A 20191-nucleotide genomic window follows, 5' to 3' on the forward strand; every position below is an offset into this window, starting at 1 on the left:
GTCGACGAGAGCTGGGAAGGAGCCGACCGTTGACACAGGTCGCGCGGGGGGTGGGACCGAGCACCGCGAGCCGTCCAGGCGTCGCGTTGCCGATCCGAATACATGATCTGCTGCTGACGCTGGCAGGCAGGTTGGACGACGACGCGCTGGCGGACGCCCGCCAGATGCTCGCGTCGGCCGAGCTGGACCGGTCGCTGGAGTTCCTCGCCGGCTGCCTCGTGGCCGGCCGGGTGGTACTCACCCGTGAGCAGCACGCCGAGCTGGCGGCGCTGTTCGCCGACACCTATCTCGACTCGGCCGTCATCGAACGGCTGATGGTCACCGATCGGGTGAGCGTGGGCCGTCATCGGTTCGCGATCGGCTCGGTCGACGGGCGCGAGCCGGAGCGGGGCGTCGCCGACGCGGTGCGCCCGGTGCTGGGCGTGCTGCCGGACGTGCGGTCGATCTGGTGTGTGTGGCGGCTGACGCCGGCCGGTCCGTCGTCCGGGCCGGTGCCGCACCTGCTCGTGGTCGTGGGGATCGGGCCGGGCGGGTTCCCGCCGGCCACCGCCTACAGGGTGGAGGACGCGCTTCGCCGCGCCGGCATCCGGGCGTCGGTCGAGGTGCTGACGGACGGCATCGAGCCCGGCGAGTACCACCGGGAGGCGATGCGGAGTGCGCGACAGATCCCTTTTGACGGTCCCGGCTTCAACCGACCTCGGGTGGAGCCGGCATACGAGGCGGCCCGCATCGCGCCGGCCAGGGTCGAGGCGCCACGGATGGCCCCGCCCCCGGAACCGCCGCGGCTGGAGCCCGCCCGGGTAGCCGAGGTACCACCGGAGCCGCCACGTATCGAACCGCCGAAGGTGGAACCACCCCGCATGGCTGTCGTGCGGGATCTGCCTCCGGCCGTCGACGCGCCGCGGATCGACTCACCTGACGTCGAGATCCCGGTCCGCAAGGACCCGCCGTTCAGCGACGGGCCCATCGACCAGCCGACGATGATGGCACCCGCGACGGGTGGGCTCATCGGCGCGTCCGGCCTGACCAGCGTCGACGACGGCCCGGTGGAGGATCGGGTGGAGGCGGTCCGCAAGGACCCGTTCGAGCCGCCTGCCCCGCCGCCCGTTGCGGAGGAGCAGCCGGCGGTGCGGGACGAGCCACGCACCGACTCGAAGCCGTCCCCGACGCCCCGTCAGGACCCGCCGTCGCGCCCGCGCCTGGCTCCGGCCCCCACGCCGGCCAGCGGGGTGGACAAGCACTCCCAGGCGTTCGTCGACGACATCCTCAACACGCAGGAACGCAACCTGCTGAAGGAACTGCAGGACGAGCTGGCGCGACGCGAGCAGCAGGACCCGCCACGGTCGTCGGACTCGGGTTCCTGGCGCGTGGACCGCTCGGGCCGCCACGGCAAACCGCCGTCGACGGCAGGCCCGTTCGACCACCCGAACCAGACCACCGGCCCGATGATCATCAACGGTGTGCCCCCGCAGGACCGGGGTTACCCGCCGGCCAACTGATCGCTGACAAGTCCGAGCACCCGCTGGATGTGTAGCCCACGGCGCACGTCGAGCGGGTGCTCGGTCGTTGTGGCGTCGACGAGCCCAACGAAGTCGTCGAGCAGCACCGCGTAGCGCTCGGTGGCGTCACCGCTGGCGTCGTAGGCGAGGAACCCGTGCGGCCCGTGCACGGCGAAGTCGGTGATCGCGGGCTGCGCCGGCGTGTGCATCGAGAGGGTCGTCGTGCTGAGCCGCCCGCCGTCGTGGCCGAGCAGGATGTGCCACAGCCCTGGGCTGGTGAGCCGCGCGTGCTCGACGGATGTGATGCGCCCGAGTGCCGCGTCGAGCAGGTCGAACACGTGGGGACCGATGTCGGCGAGCGCCCCGCCCTCGTGCCGCCACTGGGAGCGCTCGTACTTGGTGTCGAGCAGCGTGCCGGAGAACCAGCGGGCCAACCCGCCTGCCCAGCCGCCGATCCGGTGCACCTCGTCGAGCCACTGCCGCGTGCCGGCCGCGTACCGGAAGGTGAGCATGATCGTCGACACCACGCCCGCCCGCTCGACGGCGTCGACGATCGCAGCCGCGTCCGCCACGGACGGCGCGACCGGCTTCTCGAGCACGAGATGTTTCCCGGCTTGAGCGGCCTGCACGGCGAGCGGCGCCTGCACCGAAGGCGGCACCGCGAAGGCGACGGCGTCCACCTGGCCGAGCAACTCGTCGAAGCTGGCCACCGTCGTGGCCCCACCCACCCGCGCGACCTCGGCCGCCGCCTCGGCCCGTCGGGCCCAGACCGCCACGAGCTCGGTCCGTGGATGGGCGGCGATCCCGGGCGCGTGCACCTTGTGCGCCCACGGCCCCGCTCCGACCAGCCCGACCCGTAACGTGTCTCCGCTCATGGCCACATCCTTGTAGCTCGGGGACCGTTCGCGCGCCCAGTCATGGTGATCGTGGGCACACTTCTCGGGTCCTTCGCCGAAGTACGCTCCTAGCGTGCGTGAGCTGCCGAAGGAGTTGGCCTTGCCGTCGGGGTTGGTGCCGCCCGAGCCGCCGGACCCGCCGGCCACCCCCAAGGACGCGGCGACCGTGATGCTCGTCCGAGACACCGCCGCCGGGCTGGAGGTGTTCCTGCAGCGACGCGTCATGGGCATGGCGTTCGCGGGTGGGATGACCGTGTTCCCCGGCGGTGGCGTGGACCCGAGGGACGCGGACACGTCGATCAGCTGGCACGGCCCGTCGCCCGAGTGGTGGGCGGAGCGTTTCTCGTGCGACATCGGGCTCGCGCGGGCACTGGTGTGCGCGGCCGTGCGTGAGACGTTCGAGGAGTCCGGCGTGCTTCTGGCCGGCCCCGACGAGTCGAGCGTGGTGGCCGACGCCCGCCCGTTCGCCGCGGCTCGTGCCCAACTGGTGAACCGCCAGCTCTCACTGGCGGGTTTCCTGGCGGAGGCCGGCCTCGTGCTGCGGGCCGACCTGCTGTGCCCGTGGTCGGAGTGGGTGACCCCGGTCGTGGAGAGCCGCCGTTTCGACGCGCGGTTCTTCCTGGCCAGACTGCCCGAGGGTCAGCGAGCCGACGGCGACACGTCCGAGGCACAGGACACGCGGTGGCAGCGCCCCACGGAGGCGCTCGAGGACTGGAAAGCCGGCCGCAGCGGTCTGCTGCCACCGACGTGGACGACGCTCGCCGAACTGGAGGAGTGTCCGACGGTGGCCGACGCGATGTCCCAGGACCGGGTGATCACGAAGCTCATGCCGAAGGTGGCACGCGACGGCGACATTCTTCGAGTCGTCCTCCCCGGCGATCCGCTGTACGACGAGTCGCCGGCACACCTGGACGCCCGCCCGAACGACCGGCTGAGCCGATGAGCGCGCACCCGGCCTACGGCGAACTGCGGCAGGTCACCCCGTCCGCGGCGGTGATCCTGGAAGACAACCCGGGCACGATGACGCTAGACGGCACCAACACGTGGCTGCTGCGTGCTCCGGGCGCGTCGACGTGCGTGGTCGTCGACCCCGGCTACGAGGACGAGCCTCACCTGAGCCGCGTGGCCGAGGCGGCGGGCGAGGTCGAGTTGATCCTCGTCACACACCACCACCCGGACCACGTGCAGGGCGCGGCGTGGCTGGCCGCCCGCGTCGCGGCGCCGATCCGCGCGTTCGAGCCCACCCTGTGCGCGGGCGCGCCACCGCTCACCGACAACGAGATCGTCAATGCCGCCGGCCTGTCCATCCAGGTGATGCACACCCCGGGCCACACCGAGGACTCGGTGTGCCTGGCAACGGAAGACGCGGTCCTGACGGGCGACTCGATGCTGGGCCGAGGCACGACGGTGATCTCCGACCTCGGCGCCTACCTGGGCACCCTGGGCCGCCTCGCGACACTGCCGACGGGCACCCCCGCCCTACCCGGCCACGGCCCAGAACTCCCAGACATCTCCGCGACGGCCCGCGAGTACCTGGCCCACCGCGAGGAACGTCTGGACCAGGTGCGCAACGCCCTACGCAAACTCGGCCCCGACGCCACCGCACGCCAGATAGTGGAACTCGTCTACCAGGACGTGGACGAGTCCCTGTGGACGCCGGCGGAGTGGTCGGTCCGCGCACAACTCGACTACCTCCGCACAACAGGCGAGGCCACCTGACCCGGGGCTCAAGTCGCCCCGGGCGGGCGACATCCTCCGTCGGCTACGGAACAGCCGCCGCGAAGCAATCAGCACCCGACGCCGAAGCACGCGGTCACTCTCGCACCGGGGCCGCGTCGCTAGGCGGCATCGAGAGCTTGTGCCGTTCGGCTCGCATGCCAGTTTGCCGAGCCGCGGCGAGCCGCCGGTACGTCGCTCGACCCACTACGCCGGGCCGCCGGGTGCCGCGCTCGCCGAGCCAGGCCGGGCCGCTGCGCCGAACCGCGCGCAGGACGTGGACGGCGACGTCGCGGCCGACCAGGCGCCGCGCCGCCACACCAGGCCGCAGCACACGCCGCGCCGCCACACGTCGGCCCGTCTTGTCCTCTCTCGCCGCGCCGCGCCGCCGCCGAGCCTCGTTCCTCACGTTGCGCAAACCGCGCCGCCGCGTTGCACCGCCGGGCCCGCCATACCGACCGCCGCGTGCCGCGCTCCCCGAGCCGGGCCGTCGCTGAGCCGGGTTCCTCGGGTCGCGCAGGCCGTGTCGCCGGGCCGCCGCTGAGCTGCGTCGAGCGCGTACGCGCCACGCCGCTGCCTGGTCCTCACGGCATGCGGTCCGTGCCGCCGCATTGCGCCGTCGGGCCGCCGCTCGCTGCGCTACCCGAGCCGGGTTGCTGCCGCGCGCCGCGGGGCGGGTCGCGCCGTGTCGCTACACCATGTCGCAGGCACGCCGGGCCGCCGCTGAGCCGCGTTCCGCACATCGCGCAGGCCGCGCCGCCGTGCCGCCGCTGAGCCAGGTTCCTCGGGCCGCGCAGGCCTCCCACTGTGCCGCCGCCGAGCCGCGTTCCTCGCGTCGCGCAGGCCGCGCCACCGTGTCGCGCCGGGCCAGCCGTGTAGGTGCCACATCGCCGTGCGCTCCTCACGTCGCGCCGGGCCCTCGCAGCGCTCCCAGCGCGGCCCTTCGGGCGGCCATGCAGCCGCCATGCAGGCCGCCGCGCCAGGACCGCCGCCGCCTGCCCTCTCACCAAGCCGCGCTGTGAATCATCGCTTCCCAAGGTCACATGGCCTGGGGGCGGTGACTGGCCAGGCTCGTCACCGCGTTGACTGCGCCGTGTCGAACCCGCTGGGGGATGGCCCGTGATCGCGGATTGTTCAGTTATTTCGGAGGCAACATCGGCATCACCACGTAGCGGACCGCGGGCTCGGTTGGCTCCACCGCCGAGAAGACCGTTGCTCGCATGCCGGGTTGGATTTCCATTCGGATCTGCTGGCCGTGGAAGCAGCGGAGCGCGTCCGTGAGGAAGCGGGACTGGTAGGCCTGGCCTGTCCGGCCGCCGTCGATGGTGGCCTTGACGGTTTCCTCCGCTTCGCCGGCTCGTTGGTCGGCGGCGCGTACGCGGATCTCGCTGTCGCCGATCTCCACCAGAAGGACGCCGCGTGCGTCGGTGTACAGGCCGACTCGGCGGACCGCGCCTGCGAGAGCGTCGGCGTCCAGTGTCACCGTGGTGTCCACATCGGACAGATGGATCTTGGACTCGTGCAGGAACGAGCCGTCCAGTACCGCTGTGGTGGTCAGGGCGCCGTCCCAGCCCAGGGCGAAGCGGTCGCGGTCCACGTACACCGTGACCTGAGTGGGTGGGAGCTGCTTCGCCAGTTCGCTCAGCAGGCTGGCCGGCACCAGTGCGTCGACCGGAGGACCCGCCGGTGACCACGGCAGTGACGCGAGCGCCATCTGGTACCGGTCCGTCGCGACCATGATCAGACGGTCGTCCTCCGACCGGACTCGGACGCCGGTGAACATGGGTAGCGCGTCGTCCCGCGACGCCGCCAGCACCGTCGTGGCCAGTGCGGAGGCGAACAGGCCACCGTCCACGGCACCCGCGACCTGCGGCGCCGCGCCGACGCCCGGGTGCACGTCCGCGTCGAGCAGTGGCAGTGCGTACCGGGCGCCCGGCGCGCGGATCGCGAGCTTGCTGCCCTCGACGACCAGCCGGACCTGTTCCTGCTCCAGCGCCCGTAACGTGTCCGCGAGCGGCTTCGCCGGCACCAGCACGCGGCCCTCGGTGTGCACGACCGCGGCGCGCTCGACCCGGGCCGCGCGCTCGCGGTCGTTGGCGGCGAGCGTGACGCCAGAGGCCGACGCGGTGAGCAGCAGCCCGGACAGCACCGGGTCGACCAGCTTGCCAGGAACCAGCTTGACCAGGGCCGATGCGGCGCTGGCCAGTTCTGTGGTGGTGACGGTGAGGTCCATGGTGGAGAAGGTAGACCCGGGCACCGACAATCGGCGGGGCTAGGTGACGGTGGCGAGTTCCGTGTGCTGCGACGACCGTTCGGTGATCGTGTTCCGGCGCAGCCACACCAGCACGGCGATCACGACACCGGCGGCGCTGGCGGCCAGGAACGAAGACCACACGCCGACGTGTTCCACCAGGTAACCGCTGATCGACTGGCCCGTGGCCAGGCCGAGCGTCACCGACGTGACGACCCAGCCGAACGCCTCCGTCGCCGTACCAGGTGGGGCGACGATGTCGATCGCGGTTGAGTGGGTCGTGGCCTGCGGGGTGATCCACATGCCGGCGACGAGCGACAGGAGCGCGAGACCGAGCAGGCTCGACGGGATCGCCAACGGCGCGATGAGTAGCGCGAACACGCCGAGCAGGAACGGCAATCGCAGGCTCATCCGGCGTGGCCACGGGCGGGCGGCGTAGTACACACCGAAGAACACCGAGGTCAGCGACCACACGGCGAGCATCACGCCACCCAGTGCCGGGTGCCCGGCCTTGGTCGCGGCCGCGGGGACCGCGACCTCGACGAACCCGATGGTCGTGCCGAACCCGAGCGCGGCGAGCGCGACCGTGCGCATGCCCGGGGTCGCGAGCGCGCCGAGCAGTGTGGCGCCGGTGCTGGGTGCGGGCTCGACGGTGCGGACGACCTTGGTGAGCGCGAAGCCCACCGCACCGGTCGTCATGCACACCGCGCTGATCACGAGGCCCGTGCCCGGCCACGGCGCCGCGGCCAGGACACCCGCGAGCGCCGGGCCGAGGATGAAGAAGACCTCGAGGCTGATCGCCTCGTAGGCGAACGCGGCGTTGCGGACCGGGCCCGCCGGGACGATGTGTGTCCACAGTGCACGGGACGCGGAGCCGATCATCGGCTCGGTGAGCCCGATGAACCAGCCGAGCACGACGAGGACCGGGGCTGGCTGCGCGGTCTCGATCGCGGCGATCTCGGCGACGACCGCCGCCACGAACAGTGCCGTGGTGGTGATCATCGGCCGCGTCGGGCCGAGGCGGTCCATGATCCGGCCCTGCGCGACCGCGCCCATGGCGACGCCGATGAGTGAGCCGGCGGAGACGAAGCCGGCGATCGTGAACGAGTCGGTCTCGCGCTGCACGTACAGCAGCAGGGCGAGACCGACCATCGCGATCGGCATCCTGGCCAGCAAGGACATGAGGACAGGCGTGCGTGCGCCGGACGTGGTCAGCGCGGCGCGGAGGTCGGCGAGGCTGGCGGAGTTGGACACGCGTACCAGTGTCGCAAACTTTGGTACGGATGTACCAGTTATTTCCCCTGTTGATCACGGTTTGGTTACGACACGTTCGCGTCGTACAACGCCTGGGTAGTCAAGTGAGTCCTCCCATATGAAGAAGGACAGATTTCTCCCGCTGACCGGTAACGATCCGGGGCGGGAGGGCGTTGAACTGAACAAGCTCCCTCCGACAGACATGGGTCGGGGCCTAATGGTTCGGAGGGCGGGGAGCGTGGGCCGTCGGGGGATGGTTCACGCAAGCGAGGAGCCGGTGCGCCGCGTCGGGGGCGGCGCCCGGCTCCTCTGCTGCGTCTGAAAACTCCGCTACGCCGCGAGGCTCTCTGAGCTGTGGGTTTGGCCTCCGGCCCCCGGTTGCCAGCCTACCGGGGAGGGTCGACAGCGAGAGGTCGGCAAGATCGTTCCGGGGCGAGTTGTCCACAGGTTGAGGAGTTGTCCACAGGTTGTCCCCAGGGTGGGGTTGAGTCGCCGTCCGTGTCGGTGCGATGCCGTAGCGTGGAACCCGGGGGCCGGAGGCCAAGCCCCCCACACCTGATGGACCGGGCCGATCGAGCCGGGAGGGCAGCGCCTGCGATGGGTCCTGATGACCTGAGGGGCACCCTCAGGACCTGAGCGTTTCGATGGGCATCCTCAGGACGCCGAGCTAGCCCGGCCCAGGCCCGCCGGGATGCCTGAAGGCACCCTCAGGACGCTCAACGCCCCCAAGCCTTGATACCTGCGGAGCCGGGTACGGCGAACGCCGCACCCGCCGAGCGGGCCAGCGCAGCACGAAGGGCCCGCGAGCACCTGTCGCAGGCCCTTCGGTGTAACGGCGCTACCGGGCGCGGCGGGCGAGGCGCTCGGGGTCGAGGATGAGCACGCTCTTGCCCTCGAGGCGTAGCCAGCCGCGGTGTGCGAAGTCGGCCAGGGCCTTGTTGACCGTTTCGCGGGAGGCGCCCACGTACTGGGCGATCTCCTCCTGGGTGAGGTCGTGCATGACGCGCAGCAGGCCGGCCTCCTGGCTGCCGAACCGCTGGGCGAACTGGAGCAGGGCCTTGGCCACGCGACCGGGCACGTCGGTGAAGATCAGGTCCGCCAGCATGCCGTTGGTCCTGCGAAGCCGGCGGGCTATCACCCGCAACAGCTGCTCGGCTATCTCGGGCCGGGTGGCTATCCACTGCCGCAGGGCCGGACGGTCCATCGTCCTGGCCACGACCTCCGTGACGGTTGTCGCGGTGGAGGTGCGTGGGCCAGGATCGAAGATCGACAGCTCGCCGAACATGTCCGCCGGGCCGAAGATGCCCAGCAGGTTCTCGCGGCCGTCCGGAGACTTGCGGCCTAACTTCACCTTGCCCGACTGGATGATGTACAGACGGTCGCCAGGCTCGCCCTCCGCGAAGATCACGTGCCCGCGCGGGAACTCGACCGTTTCCAGGGTCTGAGCGAGCGCTTCCGCGGCAGCCGGTTCGACACCCTGGAAGATGCCGGCCCTCGCAAGGGTCTCGTCCACCTGCGTCCCTCCCAATCAGAATGAGCAGCGACCAGCGGCAACGGCGCCCTGATCACCCTTGGGAGTGTAGAGCGTGTGCGGTGGATCACCTCGCAGGGCGTACTCCCGGTATGTCGACCGGTATGATTTCGCGCCCCGTGTCGCTTTCAGCGATGCCGATCGAGTGGCGGCGGCACCGGGATCACCATGGTCGGTGCGTTCATGATCTTGCGTGCGCGGGCGCGGCTGCGGCGGTTGCGCAGCCGGAACAGCTCCAGCGCGCGGCCGATGCCGTGTCCGTAGAGCGCGCGGACCTCGTCCGGCCTCGGGTTGTCCAGGAACGCCTCGACCTCGTCCTCGCGTACCGCGCCCGGCCTCAACCGGGTCTCGACGCGCTCCATGAACAGGGCGAAAACCATCACGATGATCGGGACGGCGAACACGAACCAGACAGCCATAGTGTGTGTTCCTCGCTCAGGTCGGTCGGGGGACTCACCAGGTAGACGTCCAGGGCACCGATCGGGTTGTACAGCGGCCCGTAGGCTAACGGGGTGCCGCCTGCCAGCCGACAGCTACCCCAGGACGAGTCTGTCAAAACGCCGCCCACCGCGCTGGTCCGACGTGCCCGCCGGATGACCCGGGTGCTGGCCGAGGCGTTTCCCGACGCGCACTGCGAGCTCGACTTCACCAACCCGCTCGAGCTCGCGGTCGCCACGATCCTGTCCGCCCAGAGCACCGACGCGCGGGTCAACCTGACCACGCCCGCCTTGTTCAAGCGGTACCGCACGGCCGCCGACTACGCCGGTGCCGACCGGATGGAGCTGGAGGAGCTGATCCGGCCCACGGGCTTCTTCCGGAACAAGACGAGCTCGCTGATCGGTCTGGGCACCGCGCTCGTGGAACGGTTTGGCGGCGAGGTGCCGAACAAGCTCGAAGACCTGGTCACGCTGCCCGGCGTCGGCCGCAAGACCGCGAACGTCATCCTCGGCAACGCGTTCGGTGTGCCAGGAATCACGGTCGACACGCACTTCGGCCGGCTGGTCCGGCGCTGGGAATGGACCAAAGAGGACGATCCGGTCAAGGTCGAGCACGAGATCGGCGATCTGATCCCCAAGAAGGACTGGACGATGCTGTCCCACTGGGTGATCTTCCACGGCCGCCGCGTCTGCCACAGCCGTAAACCTGCCTGTGGCGCGTGCGTGCTCGCGAAGGACTGCCCTTCGTTCGGGACCGGGCCCGTCGAGTTCGAGCTCGCGGCCAAGCTGGTCAAGGGACCCGAGGCGCCGCAGCTGCTCGACCTGGCCGAGAAGGTCCGCAACGGGTACAAGCCGGGGCGCGTCTAGTGAGGTATGGGGTGCGATGGGCCATTGCGGCGGTGATCCTCATGATCGCCGGCGTCGTCGCCATCTGGCCGCGCTCCGAGCCGGTCCCACCGACGGAGGAGACCACCCAGAGCGCCCCGGACCTGACCAAGGCCCGTGCCGAAGCGGCTCTGCCCGCCTGCGAGCCGGGAGGTCAGGGCCCCGCTGACCTGCGCGGGATCACCGCCGAGTGCCTCGCGGACGGCAGGCCACTCGACGTCGCGACCGCGCTGAGCGGTCCCGTGCTGGTCAACATGTGGGCCACCTGGTGCGAGCCCTGCAAGACCGAGTTGCCGATCCTCGCCGAGTACGCCAAGGAGCCCGGCGCGATCAAGGTCGTCACGCTTGGTGTCGAGTCACGGTCTGCCGACGCGCTCGAGCTGCTCACCGCGCTGCACGTGAAGCTACCGGCACTGCTCGATGAGGACGGCCTGACCAGGAAGAAGCTGCGCGGGGTAGCCCTCCCGGCGTCCTACCTGGTCAAGGCAGACGGAACCATCACGTTGATCAAGAACCCGAGGCTGTTCGAGTCGGTCGACGAGGTCAGGCAGGCAGTGGCCAATGGCTGAGCGCGGACCACTCGTCGACCCCACGACCGTCCCAGCCTGGTTACGGCCTGTCGTCGAGGCCACCAGCGGCCTGGACCCGAACCTGTTCCGCCGTGTGTCACCGCCGCAGCAGAACGCCCGCGACGCGGCCGTGCTGATCCTGTTCGGTGAGCACGAGACCAGGGGCCCGGACGTGCTGCTACAGCTGCGGGCCGATGGCGGTGGCGCGCACTCCGGCCAGGTCGCGTTCCCCGGCGGCGCCAGCGAGCCGGGGGACGACGGCCCGGTGGCGACCGCACTGCGGGAGGCCGTCGAGGAGACGGGGCTCGACCCGTCCGGGGTGCGTCCGATCGCGTTGCTGCCCGAGCTCGGTATCCCCGTGTCCGGCTTCCAGGTCACCCCGGTGATCGCGCACTGGGAGCAGCCGAGTCGCGTGTGGGCGGTGGACCCGGCCGAGAGCGCGGCCGTGGCGCGCGTCCCGATCGCTGAACTGGTCAAGCCGGACAACCGTTTCACATGCAGACATCCATCTGGGTTCCTCGGTCCCGCGTTCGCGTTGCCGGGAATGCTGGTCTGGGGCTTCACAGCCGCCCTGCTGACCCTGCTGCTGCAACTCGGCGGCTGGGAAGAGCCCTGGGACGGTTCGGTCATACGCGACCTTGACGCCGCGTGGCGTTCAGTGAGCTAACGGCGGGGAGGTTTGTACGGGTGAACTGGGTCGACCTGGTCGTGATTCTGCTCGCGATCCTGGCCGCGATCTCGGGGGCACGACAGGGCGTGATCACGGCACTGCCGGCGTTCCTCGGGGTGCTGCTCGGCGCGATCGCAGGCATCAAGATCGCGCCGCTCGTCGTCAAGTACATCGAGTCGACGCCCACCAGAGTCGCGTTCGCCGTGGCGATCTTCGTGCTGCTCGTCGCGCTGGGGGAGACGCTCGGAGTGTGGCTCGGTCGCAGCCTCCGCCAGAAGATCAAGTCGCCGAAGCTGGCCGGTGTGGACAATGCGCTCGGCGCGGTCGTGCAGGGCGCTGTCGTGTTCGTTGTCGCGTGGCTGATCGCGTTGCCGCTGGTCACCGTGGGTGGACTGCCTGATCTCGCGTCAGCCATCCGCAACTCGACGATCCTCGGCGGCGTCGACAAGGTCATGCCGCAGGCCGCCCAGGACCTGCCTGACGAGCTGCGTCGGCTGCTCGACGTGTCGGGCTTCCCCGAGGTCGTCGACCCGTTCGACAACACGCCCAACCGCGAGGTCGCCCCGCCCGACCCGGCGCTCCAGAACAGCGCGGTCGTGCAGAACGTGCGACCCAGCGTGCTGAAGATCCACGCGCGCGCGCCGTCCTGCTCCCGGGCGCTCGAGGGCACCGGGTTCGTGATCGCGCCGGAGCGGATGATGACGAACGCGCACGTGGTCGCCGGCACCTCCGAGGTCCTGGTCGAGACCGACGGAGGCGAGCTGGAGGCACGGGTCGTGCTGTACGACCCGGAGACCGACGTCGCCGTGCTTGCCGTGCCCGGGCTGTCCGCGACGCCGTTGCCGTTCGCGCCCCAGCCCGCGGAGTCCGGTCAGGACGGGATCGTGCTCGGCTACCCGCTGGACGGGCCCTACCGGGCGTCCCCGGCGCGCGTGCGTGACCAGATCAACCTCCGTGGCCCGGACATCTACGACGCGAACCAGGTGCAGCGTGAGGTGTTCACGCTGCGGGCGCTGGTCCAGAGCGGCAACTCGGGTGGTCCGCTCGTGGACACACAGGGCCGGGTGATCGGCGTGATCTTCGGCGCGGCGACGGACCAGTCCGAGACCGGCTTCGCTCTCACCGCCAACGAGGTGGCGGAGGAGGTCGACGCGGCCCCGGGCCTGTCCCGCGCGGTGTCCACAGGCACCTGCGCCGCCTAGTTACCAGGTGGCACCGCGGCGCAGTGCGTGTTCGGTCGCGGCAGACGGCGGTCCACGACGTATTCGGTGACCGCGGCGAGCGTGCAGTCGGAGCGGCTGGCCACGCCGTGGCCCCAGCCGTCGTAGGTCAGCAGCACGCTCCCCTTGAGCTGCCGCTGCACGTTCTGCGCCCACTCGTACCCGGTGGCCGGGTCGTGCAGCGCGTTCATCAGCAGGATCGGTGGTGCGCCGCTGGCGTCCGTGCGGTGCTGCGGGTTCGCCACCGCACCCGGCCAGTCCGCGCACAGCGACAGGAAGCCCCAGGCGAAGTGCGTTCGCATGGTCGGCGCGACCGTGCTCTGCCGGTCCCACAGCGACCGCCACTCCCGTTCGGACGAGAACCGCACGACGTGGTCCGCGCACAGGGTCGCGAGCGGGAAGGGTGCCACCTCGTCGGCGGCCCTGACCGCCCGCTGCTCGGCGAGTGATCGCAGGAACTCCGCCGCCTCTGGCCAGCGGGGGTCGTTGAAGAAGCGGGTCGTGGCCCGCGCCAGCTCCAGTGGGCCGCCGATGGACAGCTCACCACGCAGGGCCTTCGCGTACAGGTCGCCGTACACCTGGCGGACGTCCTGTCCGTGCAGCACGCACTCGGTGTTCGCCGCGCACCAGTTCGCGAACTCCGTGAACGAGTCCTCGCCCGTCCTCGCCTCGGACAGCACGAACCGCGACAACGACAGGCTGTGGTCGAAGACGCTGTCGAGGACCAGTGCACGCACGCGGTGCGGGAACTGCTCGGCGTACATCTGGCCCACCAGGGTGCCGTAGGACTCTCCGAACAGCGTGAGCTTCCGCTCGCCGAGTGCCGCGCGGATCGTGTCGATGTCCCGGGCGGTGCTGACGGAGTCCACGTGGTCGATGAGCGGACCGGTCCGCGCGCGGCAGCTGTCGCCGAGCGCGCGGCTGTACTGCTTGACCGACGCGAGAGTCGCGCCCATCTCCGGGACCAGACTCGGCATCCGCGCCAGCAGGTCCGCGTCACAGACGACCGGGTTGCTGCGGTTGGTGCCCCGCGGATCGAAGCTCACCAGGTCGAACCGGGCCGCGATCTCGGGTGGCACGGTGCCGTACAACATCTCCTCGACACCGGATCCGCCGGGACCGCCTGGCAAGACGAACAGCGCGCCGATGCGCCGGGCCGGATCGGTCGCCGGCTTGCGGGCGACCGCCACCTCGATCGTGCCGGTACGCGGTTGTGCGTAGTCGATCGGCACGGTGACCGTTCCACATTGGACGGCCGGGTTCTCCGAACATGCTTGCCAGTCAAGGTTTTCCGCCTGTGCGGTCGCCGTGCCAGTGAGCACGGCCCCCACCGTCAGCGCCGTCGCGAACAATGCGCGTTTCATCCGTCCCCCATTCCGCCGGGCGGTGCAAGCGCAAGCATGTCCGAGGGGCGTGTGTCGACACCTCAGGGATTTCCCTGAGATGGCCCCGAACTAGCGCGTGAGGAACTCGGTGAGGACGCGGTTGGTGGCGGCCGGCGCCTCCTGCTGCGGGAAGTGGCCGATGCCGTCGAGGATGCGGGTGCGCACCGGGCCGGTCGCCCACTTCTCGGACGCCGCGAGCGTGCGGGGGAGGACACTCGGGTCGAGCGCGCCCGCGATCTGCAGCACGGGCACGGTTATCTTGCGTTGCATGGCCTCGCTGAACCGCCGGCCTTCGCCACGCAGCTGGGAGCGGCCCGCCCAGCGGTAGTACTCGAGCGCGCTGTGAGCCACGCCGCGGACCATCATCGCCGACCGGTGCTGGGTCACCGCGTTGGCGAAGTCCGCCGTCTCTGTCCATTGTGGACCGGATCGGCGGCGCATGAGCCTTTCCACGGTGGCGGCGTCGTCTCGCGTGAGCCAGCGTTCCGGCGCGATCGGGACCTGTGCGCGGAGGACGTGGCTGAGCGCGCGGAACTGGTTGGTCGGCTTGCGGCGCAACGCGGTCCGGAACATCTCGCGGCGCAGGGCCATCGGGTGCGCGGACGCGATTGTGCCGACCGAGCGGACGAGCCGGGGATGCATCGCCGCCACCGTCCACGCGAGCATGCCGCCCCACGCGTGCCCGACGAGGTCCGCGCGTGGTTCGCCGAGCGCCTTGATCAGCCCGCCGACGTCACCCGCGAGGGTCCACGCGTCGTAGCCGCGGGGCGGCTTGTCCGAGTCGCCGTACCCGCGGAGGTCGACCGCGACCGCCCGGTACCCGGCGTCGGCGAGCGCGCCGAGCTGGTGGCGCCACGTCCACCAGAAACCCGTGAAGCCGTGCAGCAGCAGGACCAGCGGGCCTTCGCCGGCCTCGGCGACGTGCAGGCGGATGCCGTTCGCGTGGACGTCGCGGTGCACCCAGGGCCCGTCGAGGCGAACGGTCGACGGGTCGGGTCGCACGATGGTGGTCAGGACGCCGCCGTTCAGACGCGGCGGGGTTCGAGCTCGTGCTCGTCGTCACCGCGGCTGCGGAGCGCGGCCATCGTGTCCTTGGCCGAGTCGATCGCCCGCTGCGGCGCGCGGATCCGCTTGAACTTGCGAATGCCGAGGAACGCGAGCGCCCCGGCGCCGAGGAACGCGAGGAAGAAGACGATCAGGAAGCCCCACCACGGGTGGTCCTCCCAGTCGAAGGTGTCGTTGATCCCGAGGGCGATCGCGACCAGTCCGAACGGGATGAAGAGCAGTACGAGGACGAGCGCGACGATGAAGTAGACGCTGCCCGTGACGCCCTTCTTGACCTCGCCGACCAGCTCGTTCTTCGCCAGCTCGAACTCGGCGCGGACCAACGTCGAGACATGCGTGGTCGCGTCCTTGACCAGCGCACCGATCGACTGGTCGGCTGCCGAGCCCGTGTCGTCCGAGAGCGGGATCGACGGGACCCTGGGCAGCCCCGACCCGTTTCCGTGGCTGTTCTCACGCGCACTGGTCACGGCGACATCGTGCCATGTTCAACTCGAAGAGGCTGGCCGGGCGGGGTCAACCCGCCGAACGGGCTTTGCTTCTGCGCAACAGGAGGGCGGCGGCGAGCAGTGAGGCGATCAACGACGCGGCGAGCACCGCGCCCTTCGCGAGCGCCATGTCCGCGCCGTCCAGCGACAGTTCCGTGATCAGCAGGCTGACCGTGAACCCCACTCCGCCGAGCATCGCGACCGCGACCAGGTCCCGGCGACCGAGGCCTTCTGGGAGCCGCGCGACGCCGAGCCGCACCGCGAGCAGCGCCGACCCGGCGATCCCGACGAGCTTGCCGACCACCAGTCCCACCAGCACGGCGAGCGCGAGCCGGTCGGTGAACAGCTCGCCGAAGACGTTCAGGCTGACCGGGATACCGGCGGCGAAGAACGCGAACACGGGCACGGCGAGCCCCGCCGACCACGGCTGCAGCCGGTGCTCGAGCCGCAGGCACGGCGACTCGTCCTCGCCAGGGTCCGTCCGCACCCGCGTGAGCAGCGCGAGGGCGACCCCCGCGATGGTGGCGTGCACGCCGGACGCGTGCATGGCCACCCAGGTCGCGACGGCGACTGGGACGTACAGCCACGGCGTGTGGACGCGCTTGTGCTGGAGGAACCAGTACAGCGCGAGCAGCACGACCGTCGCGGCGGCGGCCAGCAGGTCGAACGAGCCGGTGAACAGGATCGCGATCAGCAGGATGGCGCCGAGGTCGTCGACGACCGCGAGGCTGAGCAGGAACAGTCGGGCGCTGCTGGGCAGCCCGGAGGCGGCGAGCGCCAGCACGCCGAGCGCGAACGCGATGTCGGTGGCGACGGGGATGGCCCAGGCCTGTGCCATGCGTGGGTCGCCCCAGCCGATGCCCGCCGCGATCACGGCCGGCACCACCATGCCACCGATGGCCGCGATCACCGGCAGCAGGGCGTTCTTGAGGTGCGACAGCTCGCCGATCACCAGCTCACGCTTGAGCTCGAGACCCGCGACGAAGAAGAACAGCGCGAGGAGCCCGTCCTTGGCCCACTCGCCGACGGTCAGGTCGAGATGGAGGACGTGCGGACCGACCGCGGTGTCGCGGAGCGTCTGGTAGGCGTCCGCCCACGGCCCGTTCGCGGCGAGCAGCGCGAGCGCGGTGGCAGCGAGAAGGATGAAACCGCCAACGGTTTCCGTACGCAGATAGCGGCCGAACTCGGTCACAGGTCTCCTTCGAGTCCGCCGACCAGACTTCCCGGCACGCCGAGTTGATCCTAACCGGTGGTGACCCCGAACAACAGACCGACGAAGTACGTGACCAGCATCGTCAGCGCACCGACCCCGACGTTGCGGATCACCGCGCGACCCACGTGCGCGTTGCCGAGCCGCGCGCTGATCACTCCGGTGAGCACGAGCCCGACGACGACGGCGCCCGCGCAGGCCCAGACCCGCACGCTGACCCCGGGCAGCGTGATCGCGAGAAGCGGGAGGATCCCGCCGACGGTGAACGCGACGAGCGAGGCCCATGCCGCGTGCCAGGGGCTGGTCAGCTCGTCGGGATCGATGCCCAGCTCCGCCTCGGCGTGTGCCTCGAGAGGGTCGTTCGCGGTCAGCTCACGCGCGACCTCGGCGGCCAGTTCGGGGGAGAGGCCCTTCTCCTCGTAGATGTCGGCCAGCTCCTTCTCTTCCTCCTCGGGCATGGTCTCGAGTTCGTACCGTTCGAGGTTGAGCGCGGCCTGCTCGGTGTCCCGCTGGGTGGAGACGGAGACGTACTCACCACCGGCCATGGACAGCGCACCCGCGACCAGGCTGGCCACCCCGGCGATGAGGATGGCGGACCGGTCCGCGGTCGCCCCGGCCACGCCGACCGTCACGCCGGCCACGGACACGATGCCGTCGTTGGCGCCGAGCACGCCGGCACGTAACCAGTTCAACCGTTCACCAAGGCTCGCGTGATGCGGCTCGTGAGGGTGCGACACGCCATCATTCAACAGTGTGGCACTATGACCATAGTTGTCACATCTGGTCGGGGGTTCACTGTGAAGAAATGGGTATTCGCGCTGGTCGTCGGTATTGTCCTGTTGTCCATCGCGTCGACCGCCGCGCGAGACAACACGATCAGATGCGGCAGCGAGATCATGGGCCCTGGGGACGTGTGCGAGGAGACCCGCGCCGGCAGCACGGTCGACACGAAGACGTACGAGGAGATGAAGGAGTCCCACGACGCGAGCCGGCGCTTCTTCGAATCGGGGGGCCGCTGGGCCATGGTGGGTGTCGGCGCCCTGCTGACCATCGGCGGGATCATCGGCATCATGCGTGTCCGCCGCCGGCGCCGCGCGCAGCCCGACGTCGGTCCCGTCCCGCCCGGCCAACAGCCGCAGGCGACCCCGTCCGGTTACCCGCCGCAGGCCACCCCGCCGGGCTACCCGCCGCAGCAGCAGTACGCACCGCAGCAGCAGTTCCCGCCTCAGGGGCCACCGCCGCAATTTCCGCCCCAGCAGCAGTACCCGCCGCAGAACTGGGGTCCGCCCGGTCCACAGCGCTGACCCGTGGCGCGGACTGTCTCCGTACGCTGGAATCCGTGGACTGGACGCTCTACCCGGATGTCGCCCGGCTACCCAGTCTGCGGGCGGCGTTGCAGGTCGAGTTCGACCGCGCTGGTCATGATCTGACCGCACGTGTTCCGGGATCGCCTGGCTGGCGTCGTGTCGGTGCGGACGTGCGGAAGGGCGACCGCGGTGTCGACATCGTCATGGGCATTGAGAAACGTGTGTTCATCATGCAGTTCTGGGCACAGGACGTCATGCTCACCAAAGGCAGCACCGCCGAGATGCGGGCGGTCGCCGGGGCGGCTCATGTCTGGTTGACGGGTGCAACGGTGCGACAGCTCAACGCGACGTGGCCCTTCGTCAAGTGCAGCGACTGGGCCGAGGCAGTCGAAAGGGGCGAGGCCACCGAGTTCAGATGGCGGCGATACCTCACTGATCCGCTGCCCCCGCACATGGTGGAGCTGGGCCCGTTCATCGTTGCCGCCGCGCGGGAACCGAGGCTTCGCGCGCTGTACCCCTTCACATCCCACCTCACGCTCCGGTTTCGGCCGACGATCCAGCCCGTCGATGCGTTCGACCTGTGTGTGATTCCGCTGGGAGACGGCATCTATCGCGTGGTGGTGCCCGCTCGCCGCGAGATGGGCACCGGCGACGCGTCCACCAGTGTCCGACTCGCCTTGACCATGCTGCACGACTGAAATAAGGGGGCCGTCCCGTGAACGGCCCCCTTTTCAGTGCACTGCTTACTCGTCCGAGCCCTTGCCCTGCAGTCCCGCGGAGATCAGGTCCATGACCGACGAGTCCGCCAGCGTGGTCACGTCGCCGATCTGGCGGTTCTCCGCCACGTCGCGCAGCAGGCGGCGCATGATCTTGCCCGAGCGGGTCTTCGGCAGCTCCGGCACCACCATGATCTGCCGCGGCTTGGCGATCGGGCCGATCTCCTTCGCCACGTGGTCGCGCAGCGCTTTGATCGCCTCCTCGCCCTTGGCCTCGTCCTCCGCCACGCCGCCGCGCAGGATCACGAACGCCACGATGCCCTGGCCGGTCGTGGGGTCGCTGGCGCCGACGACCGCGGCCTCGGCGACCGTCGGGTGCCCGACCAGCGACGACTCCACCTCGGTCGTGGAGATGCGGTGGCCGGACACGTTCATGACGTCGTCCACCCGGCCGAGCAGCCAGATGTTGCCGTCGGCGTCCTTCTTGGCGCCGTCCCCGGCGAAGTAGACGCTCGTGCCGAAGCGCGACCAGTACGTGTCGACGTAGCGGTCGTCGTCGCCCCAGATGGTGCGCAGCATCGACGGCCACGGCTCGGTGAGGACGAGCAGGCCGGTGGAGTCGTCGCGCAGCTCGTTGCCCTCGTCGTCGACGACCTTCGCGGAGATGCCGGGGAACGGGTGCTGGGCCGACCCGGGCACGAGGCTCGTGACGCCGGGCAGCGGGGTGAGCATGTGGGCGCCGGTCTCGGTCTGCCACCAGGTGTCCATGATCGGGCAGCGGCCGCCGCCGATGTGCTCGTGGTACCAGAGCCAGGCCTCGGGGTTGATCGGCTCGCCCACCGAGCCGAGCAACCGCAGCGAGGTCAGGTCGAAGCCGGCCGGCACGTCCTCGCCCCACTTCATGAAAGTGCGGATCACCGTCGGTGCGGTGTACAGGATGGTGACCCGGTACTTCTCGATGAGCTCGAACCAGCGGCCCCGGTGCGGCGTCTCCGGCGTCCCCTCGTACATGACGCTCGTCGCCCGGTTCGCCAGCGGCCCGTAGACGATGTAGCTGTGGCCGGTCACCCAGCCCACGTCGGCCGCCGTCCAGAA

22 protein-coding genes are annotated in these 20191 nt (G+C 70.5%); 9 read left to right on the top strand and 13 right to left on the bottom strand.

Annotation, left to right across the window (positions count from 1 at the left end; genetic code table 11):
* Positions 1–29 precede the first annotated feature (29 nt).
* Positions 30–1499 (top strand): hypothetical protein, encoded by a 1470-nt coding sequence (locus VF106_RS05160; RefSeq protein WP_330838388.1) that lies wholly within the window; start codon positions 30–32, stop codon positions 1497–1499.
* Here VF106_RS05160 and VF106_RS05165 read toward each other — a convergent pair.
* Positions 1481–2374: a Gfo/Idh/MocA family protein gene (locus VF106_RS05165; protein ID WP_330838389.1), complete on the bottom strand. Its 894-nt coding sequence runs from the start codon at positions 2372–2374 to the stop codon at positions 1481–1483. The two genes, VF106_RS05160 and VF106_RS05165, sit on opposite strands and share 19 nt — an antisense overlap.
* 103 nt (positions 2375–2477) lie before the next feature.
* On the opposite strand from VF106_RS05165, the gene VF106_RS05170 reads away from it, so the two are divergent.
* Entirely contained in the window at positions 2478–3338 is an 861-nt protein-coding gene (locus VF106_RS05170; protein ID WP_524535849.1) for an NUDIX hydrolase, read from the top strand.
* The gene (locus VF106_RS05175; RefSeq protein ID WP_330838391.1) at positions 3335–4114 is read left to right on the top strand and encodes an MBL fold metallo-hydrolase; all 780 of its coding nucleotides are present in this window, start codon (positions 3335–3337) and stop codon (positions 4112–4114) included. Before VF106_RS05170 ends, VF106_RS05175 begins: the two co-directional genes overlap by 4 nt.
* A 94-nt stretch (positions 4115–4208) precedes the next feature.
* On the opposite strand, the gene VF106_RS05180 is transcribed toward VF106_RS05175, so the two are convergent.
* From VF106_RS05180 to VF106_RS05205, 6 genes are all read right to left on the bottom strand, one after another.
* Complete coding sequence (locus VF106_RS05180) at positions 4209–4520, bottom strand: hypothetical protein (RefSeq protein WP_330838392.1); 312 nt, start codon at positions 4518–4520, stop codon at positions 4209–4211.
* Positions 4521–4802: 282 nt separating this feature from the next.
* Complete coding sequence (locus VF106_RS05185) at positions 4803–4997, bottom strand: hypothetical protein (protein WP_330838393.1); 195 nt, start codon at positions 4995–4997, stop codon at positions 4803–4805.
* Between the two features lie 252 nt (positions 4998–5249).
* The gene (gene dnaN, locus VF106_RS05190) at positions 5250–6344 is read right to left on the bottom strand and encodes a DNA polymerase III subunit beta (protein WP_330838394.1); all 1095 of its coding nucleotides are present in this window, start codon (positions 6342–6344) and stop codon (positions 5250–5252) included.
* 39 nt (positions 6345–6383) lie between these two features.
* Complete coding sequence (locus tag VF106_RS05195; protein ID WP_330838395.1) at positions 6384–7616, bottom strand: MFS transporter; 1233 nt, start codon at positions 7614–7616, stop codon at positions 6384–6386.
* Between the two features lie 838 nt (positions 7617–8454).
* The gene (locus tag VF106_RS05200) at positions 8455–9129 is read right to left on the bottom strand and encodes a Crp/Fnr family transcriptional regulator (protein ID WP_133908086.1); all 675 of its coding nucleotides are present in this window, start codon (positions 9127–9129) and stop codon (positions 8455–8457) included.
* A gap of 146 nt (positions 9130–9275) precedes the next feature.
* Positions 9276–9566: a hypothetical protein gene (locus VF106_RS05205; RefSeq protein WP_330838396.1), complete on the bottom strand. Its 291-nt coding sequence runs from the start codon at positions 9564–9566 to the stop codon at positions 9276–9278.
* Between the two features lie 174 nt (positions 9567–9740).
* On the opposite strand from VF106_RS05205, the gene nth reads away from it, so the two are divergent.
* The 4 genes from nth to VF106_RS05225 are packed head-to-tail and all read left to right on the top strand — an operon-like array spanning position 9741 to position 12910.
* Positions 9741–10451, top strand: coding sequence for an endonuclease III (gene nth, locus VF106_RS05210; protein WP_330838397.1), 711 nt, complete (start codon positions 9741–9743; stop codon positions 10449–10451).
* A gap of 11 nt (positions 10452–10462) precedes the next feature.
* Positions 10463–11038: a TlpA disulfide reductase family protein gene (locus VF106_RS05215; RefSeq protein ID WP_330838398.1), complete on the top strand. Its 576-nt coding sequence runs from the start codon at positions 10463–10465 to the stop codon at positions 11036–11038.
* Positions 11031–11705 carry an NUDIX hydrolase gene (locus tag VF106_RS05220; protein WP_330838399.1) on the top strand — a complete coding sequence of 225 codons (675 nt, stop codon included), beginning with the start codon at positions 11031–11033 and terminating at the stop codon, positions 11703–11705. Before VF106_RS05215 ends, VF106_RS05220 begins: the two co-directional genes overlap by 8 nt.
* A 20-nt stretch (positions 11706–11725) precedes the next feature.
* Positions 11726–12910: a MarP family serine protease gene (locus VF106_RS05225; RefSeq protein ID WP_330838400.1), complete on the top strand. Its 1185-nt coding sequence runs from the start codon at positions 11726–11728 to the stop codon at positions 12908–12910.
* Here the strand turns inward: VF106_RS05225 and VF106_RS05230 are convergent.
* The 5 genes from VF106_RS05230 to VF106_RS05250 form a co-directional block, all read right to left on the bottom strand.
* Positions 12907–14292: an alpha/beta hydrolase gene (locus tag VF106_RS05230; RefSeq protein ID WP_330838401.1), complete on the bottom strand. Its 1386-nt coding sequence runs from the start codon at positions 14290–14292 to the stop codon at positions 12907–12909. The genes VF106_RS05225 and VF106_RS05230 overlap by 4 nt on opposite strands.
* A gap of 90 nt (positions 14293–14382) precedes the next feature.
* Complete coding sequence (locus VF106_RS05235) at positions 14383–15318, bottom strand: alpha/beta fold hydrolase (protein WP_330838412.1); 936 nt, start codon at positions 15316–15318, stop codon at positions 14383–14385.
* A gap of 20 nt (positions 15319–15338) precedes the next feature.
* Positions 15339–15845, bottom strand: a complete 507-nt coding sequence (locus tag VF106_RS05240; protein ID WP_330838402.1) for a phage holin family protein — start codon at positions 15843–15845, stop codon at positions 15339–15341.
* A gap of 46 nt (positions 15846–15891) precedes the next feature.
* Positions 15892–17055 carry a Na+/H+ antiporter NhaA gene (gene nhaA, locus VF106_RS05245; protein WP_330838403.1) on the bottom strand — a complete coding sequence of 388 codons (1164 nt, stop codon included), beginning with the start codon at positions 17053–17055 and terminating at the stop codon, positions 15892–15894.
* Positions 17056–17105: 50 nt separating this feature from the next.
* The gene (locus VF106_RS05250) at positions 17106–17825 is read right to left on the bottom strand and encodes a VIT1/CCC1 transporter family protein (RefSeq protein ID WP_414638868.1); all 720 of its coding nucleotides are present in this window, start codon (positions 17823–17825) and stop codon (positions 17106–17108) included.
* A 45-nt stretch (positions 17826–17870) separates the two neighbouring features.
* Between VF106_RS05250 and VF106_RS05255 the strand changes: the two genes are divergently transcribed.
* A complete protein-coding gene (locus VF106_RS05255; RefSeq protein WP_330838405.1) occupies positions 17871–18377 on the top strand; it encodes a hypothetical protein in 507 nt (168 codons plus the stop codon).
* A 173-nt stretch (positions 18378–18550) separates the two neighbouring features.
* Positions 18551–19078: a DUF6193 family natural product biosynthesis protein gene (locus tag VF106_RS05260; RefSeq protein WP_330838406.1), complete on the top strand. Its 528-nt coding sequence runs from the start codon at positions 18551–18553 to the stop codon at positions 19076–19078.
* Positions 19079–19123: 45 nt separating this feature from the next.
* Here the strand turns inward: VF106_RS05260 and VF106_RS05265 are convergent.
* Positions 19124–20191: AMP-binding protein (locus tag VF106_RS05265; RefSeq protein ID WP_330838407.1), on the bottom strand; the 1068-nt coding region annotated here is incomplete at its 5' end.

The sequence above is a fragment of the Actinophytocola sp. genome, assembly GCF_036378875.1.
Lineage (GTDB): Bacteria > Actinomycetota > Actinomycetes > Mycobacteriales > Pseudonocardiaceae > Actinophytocola.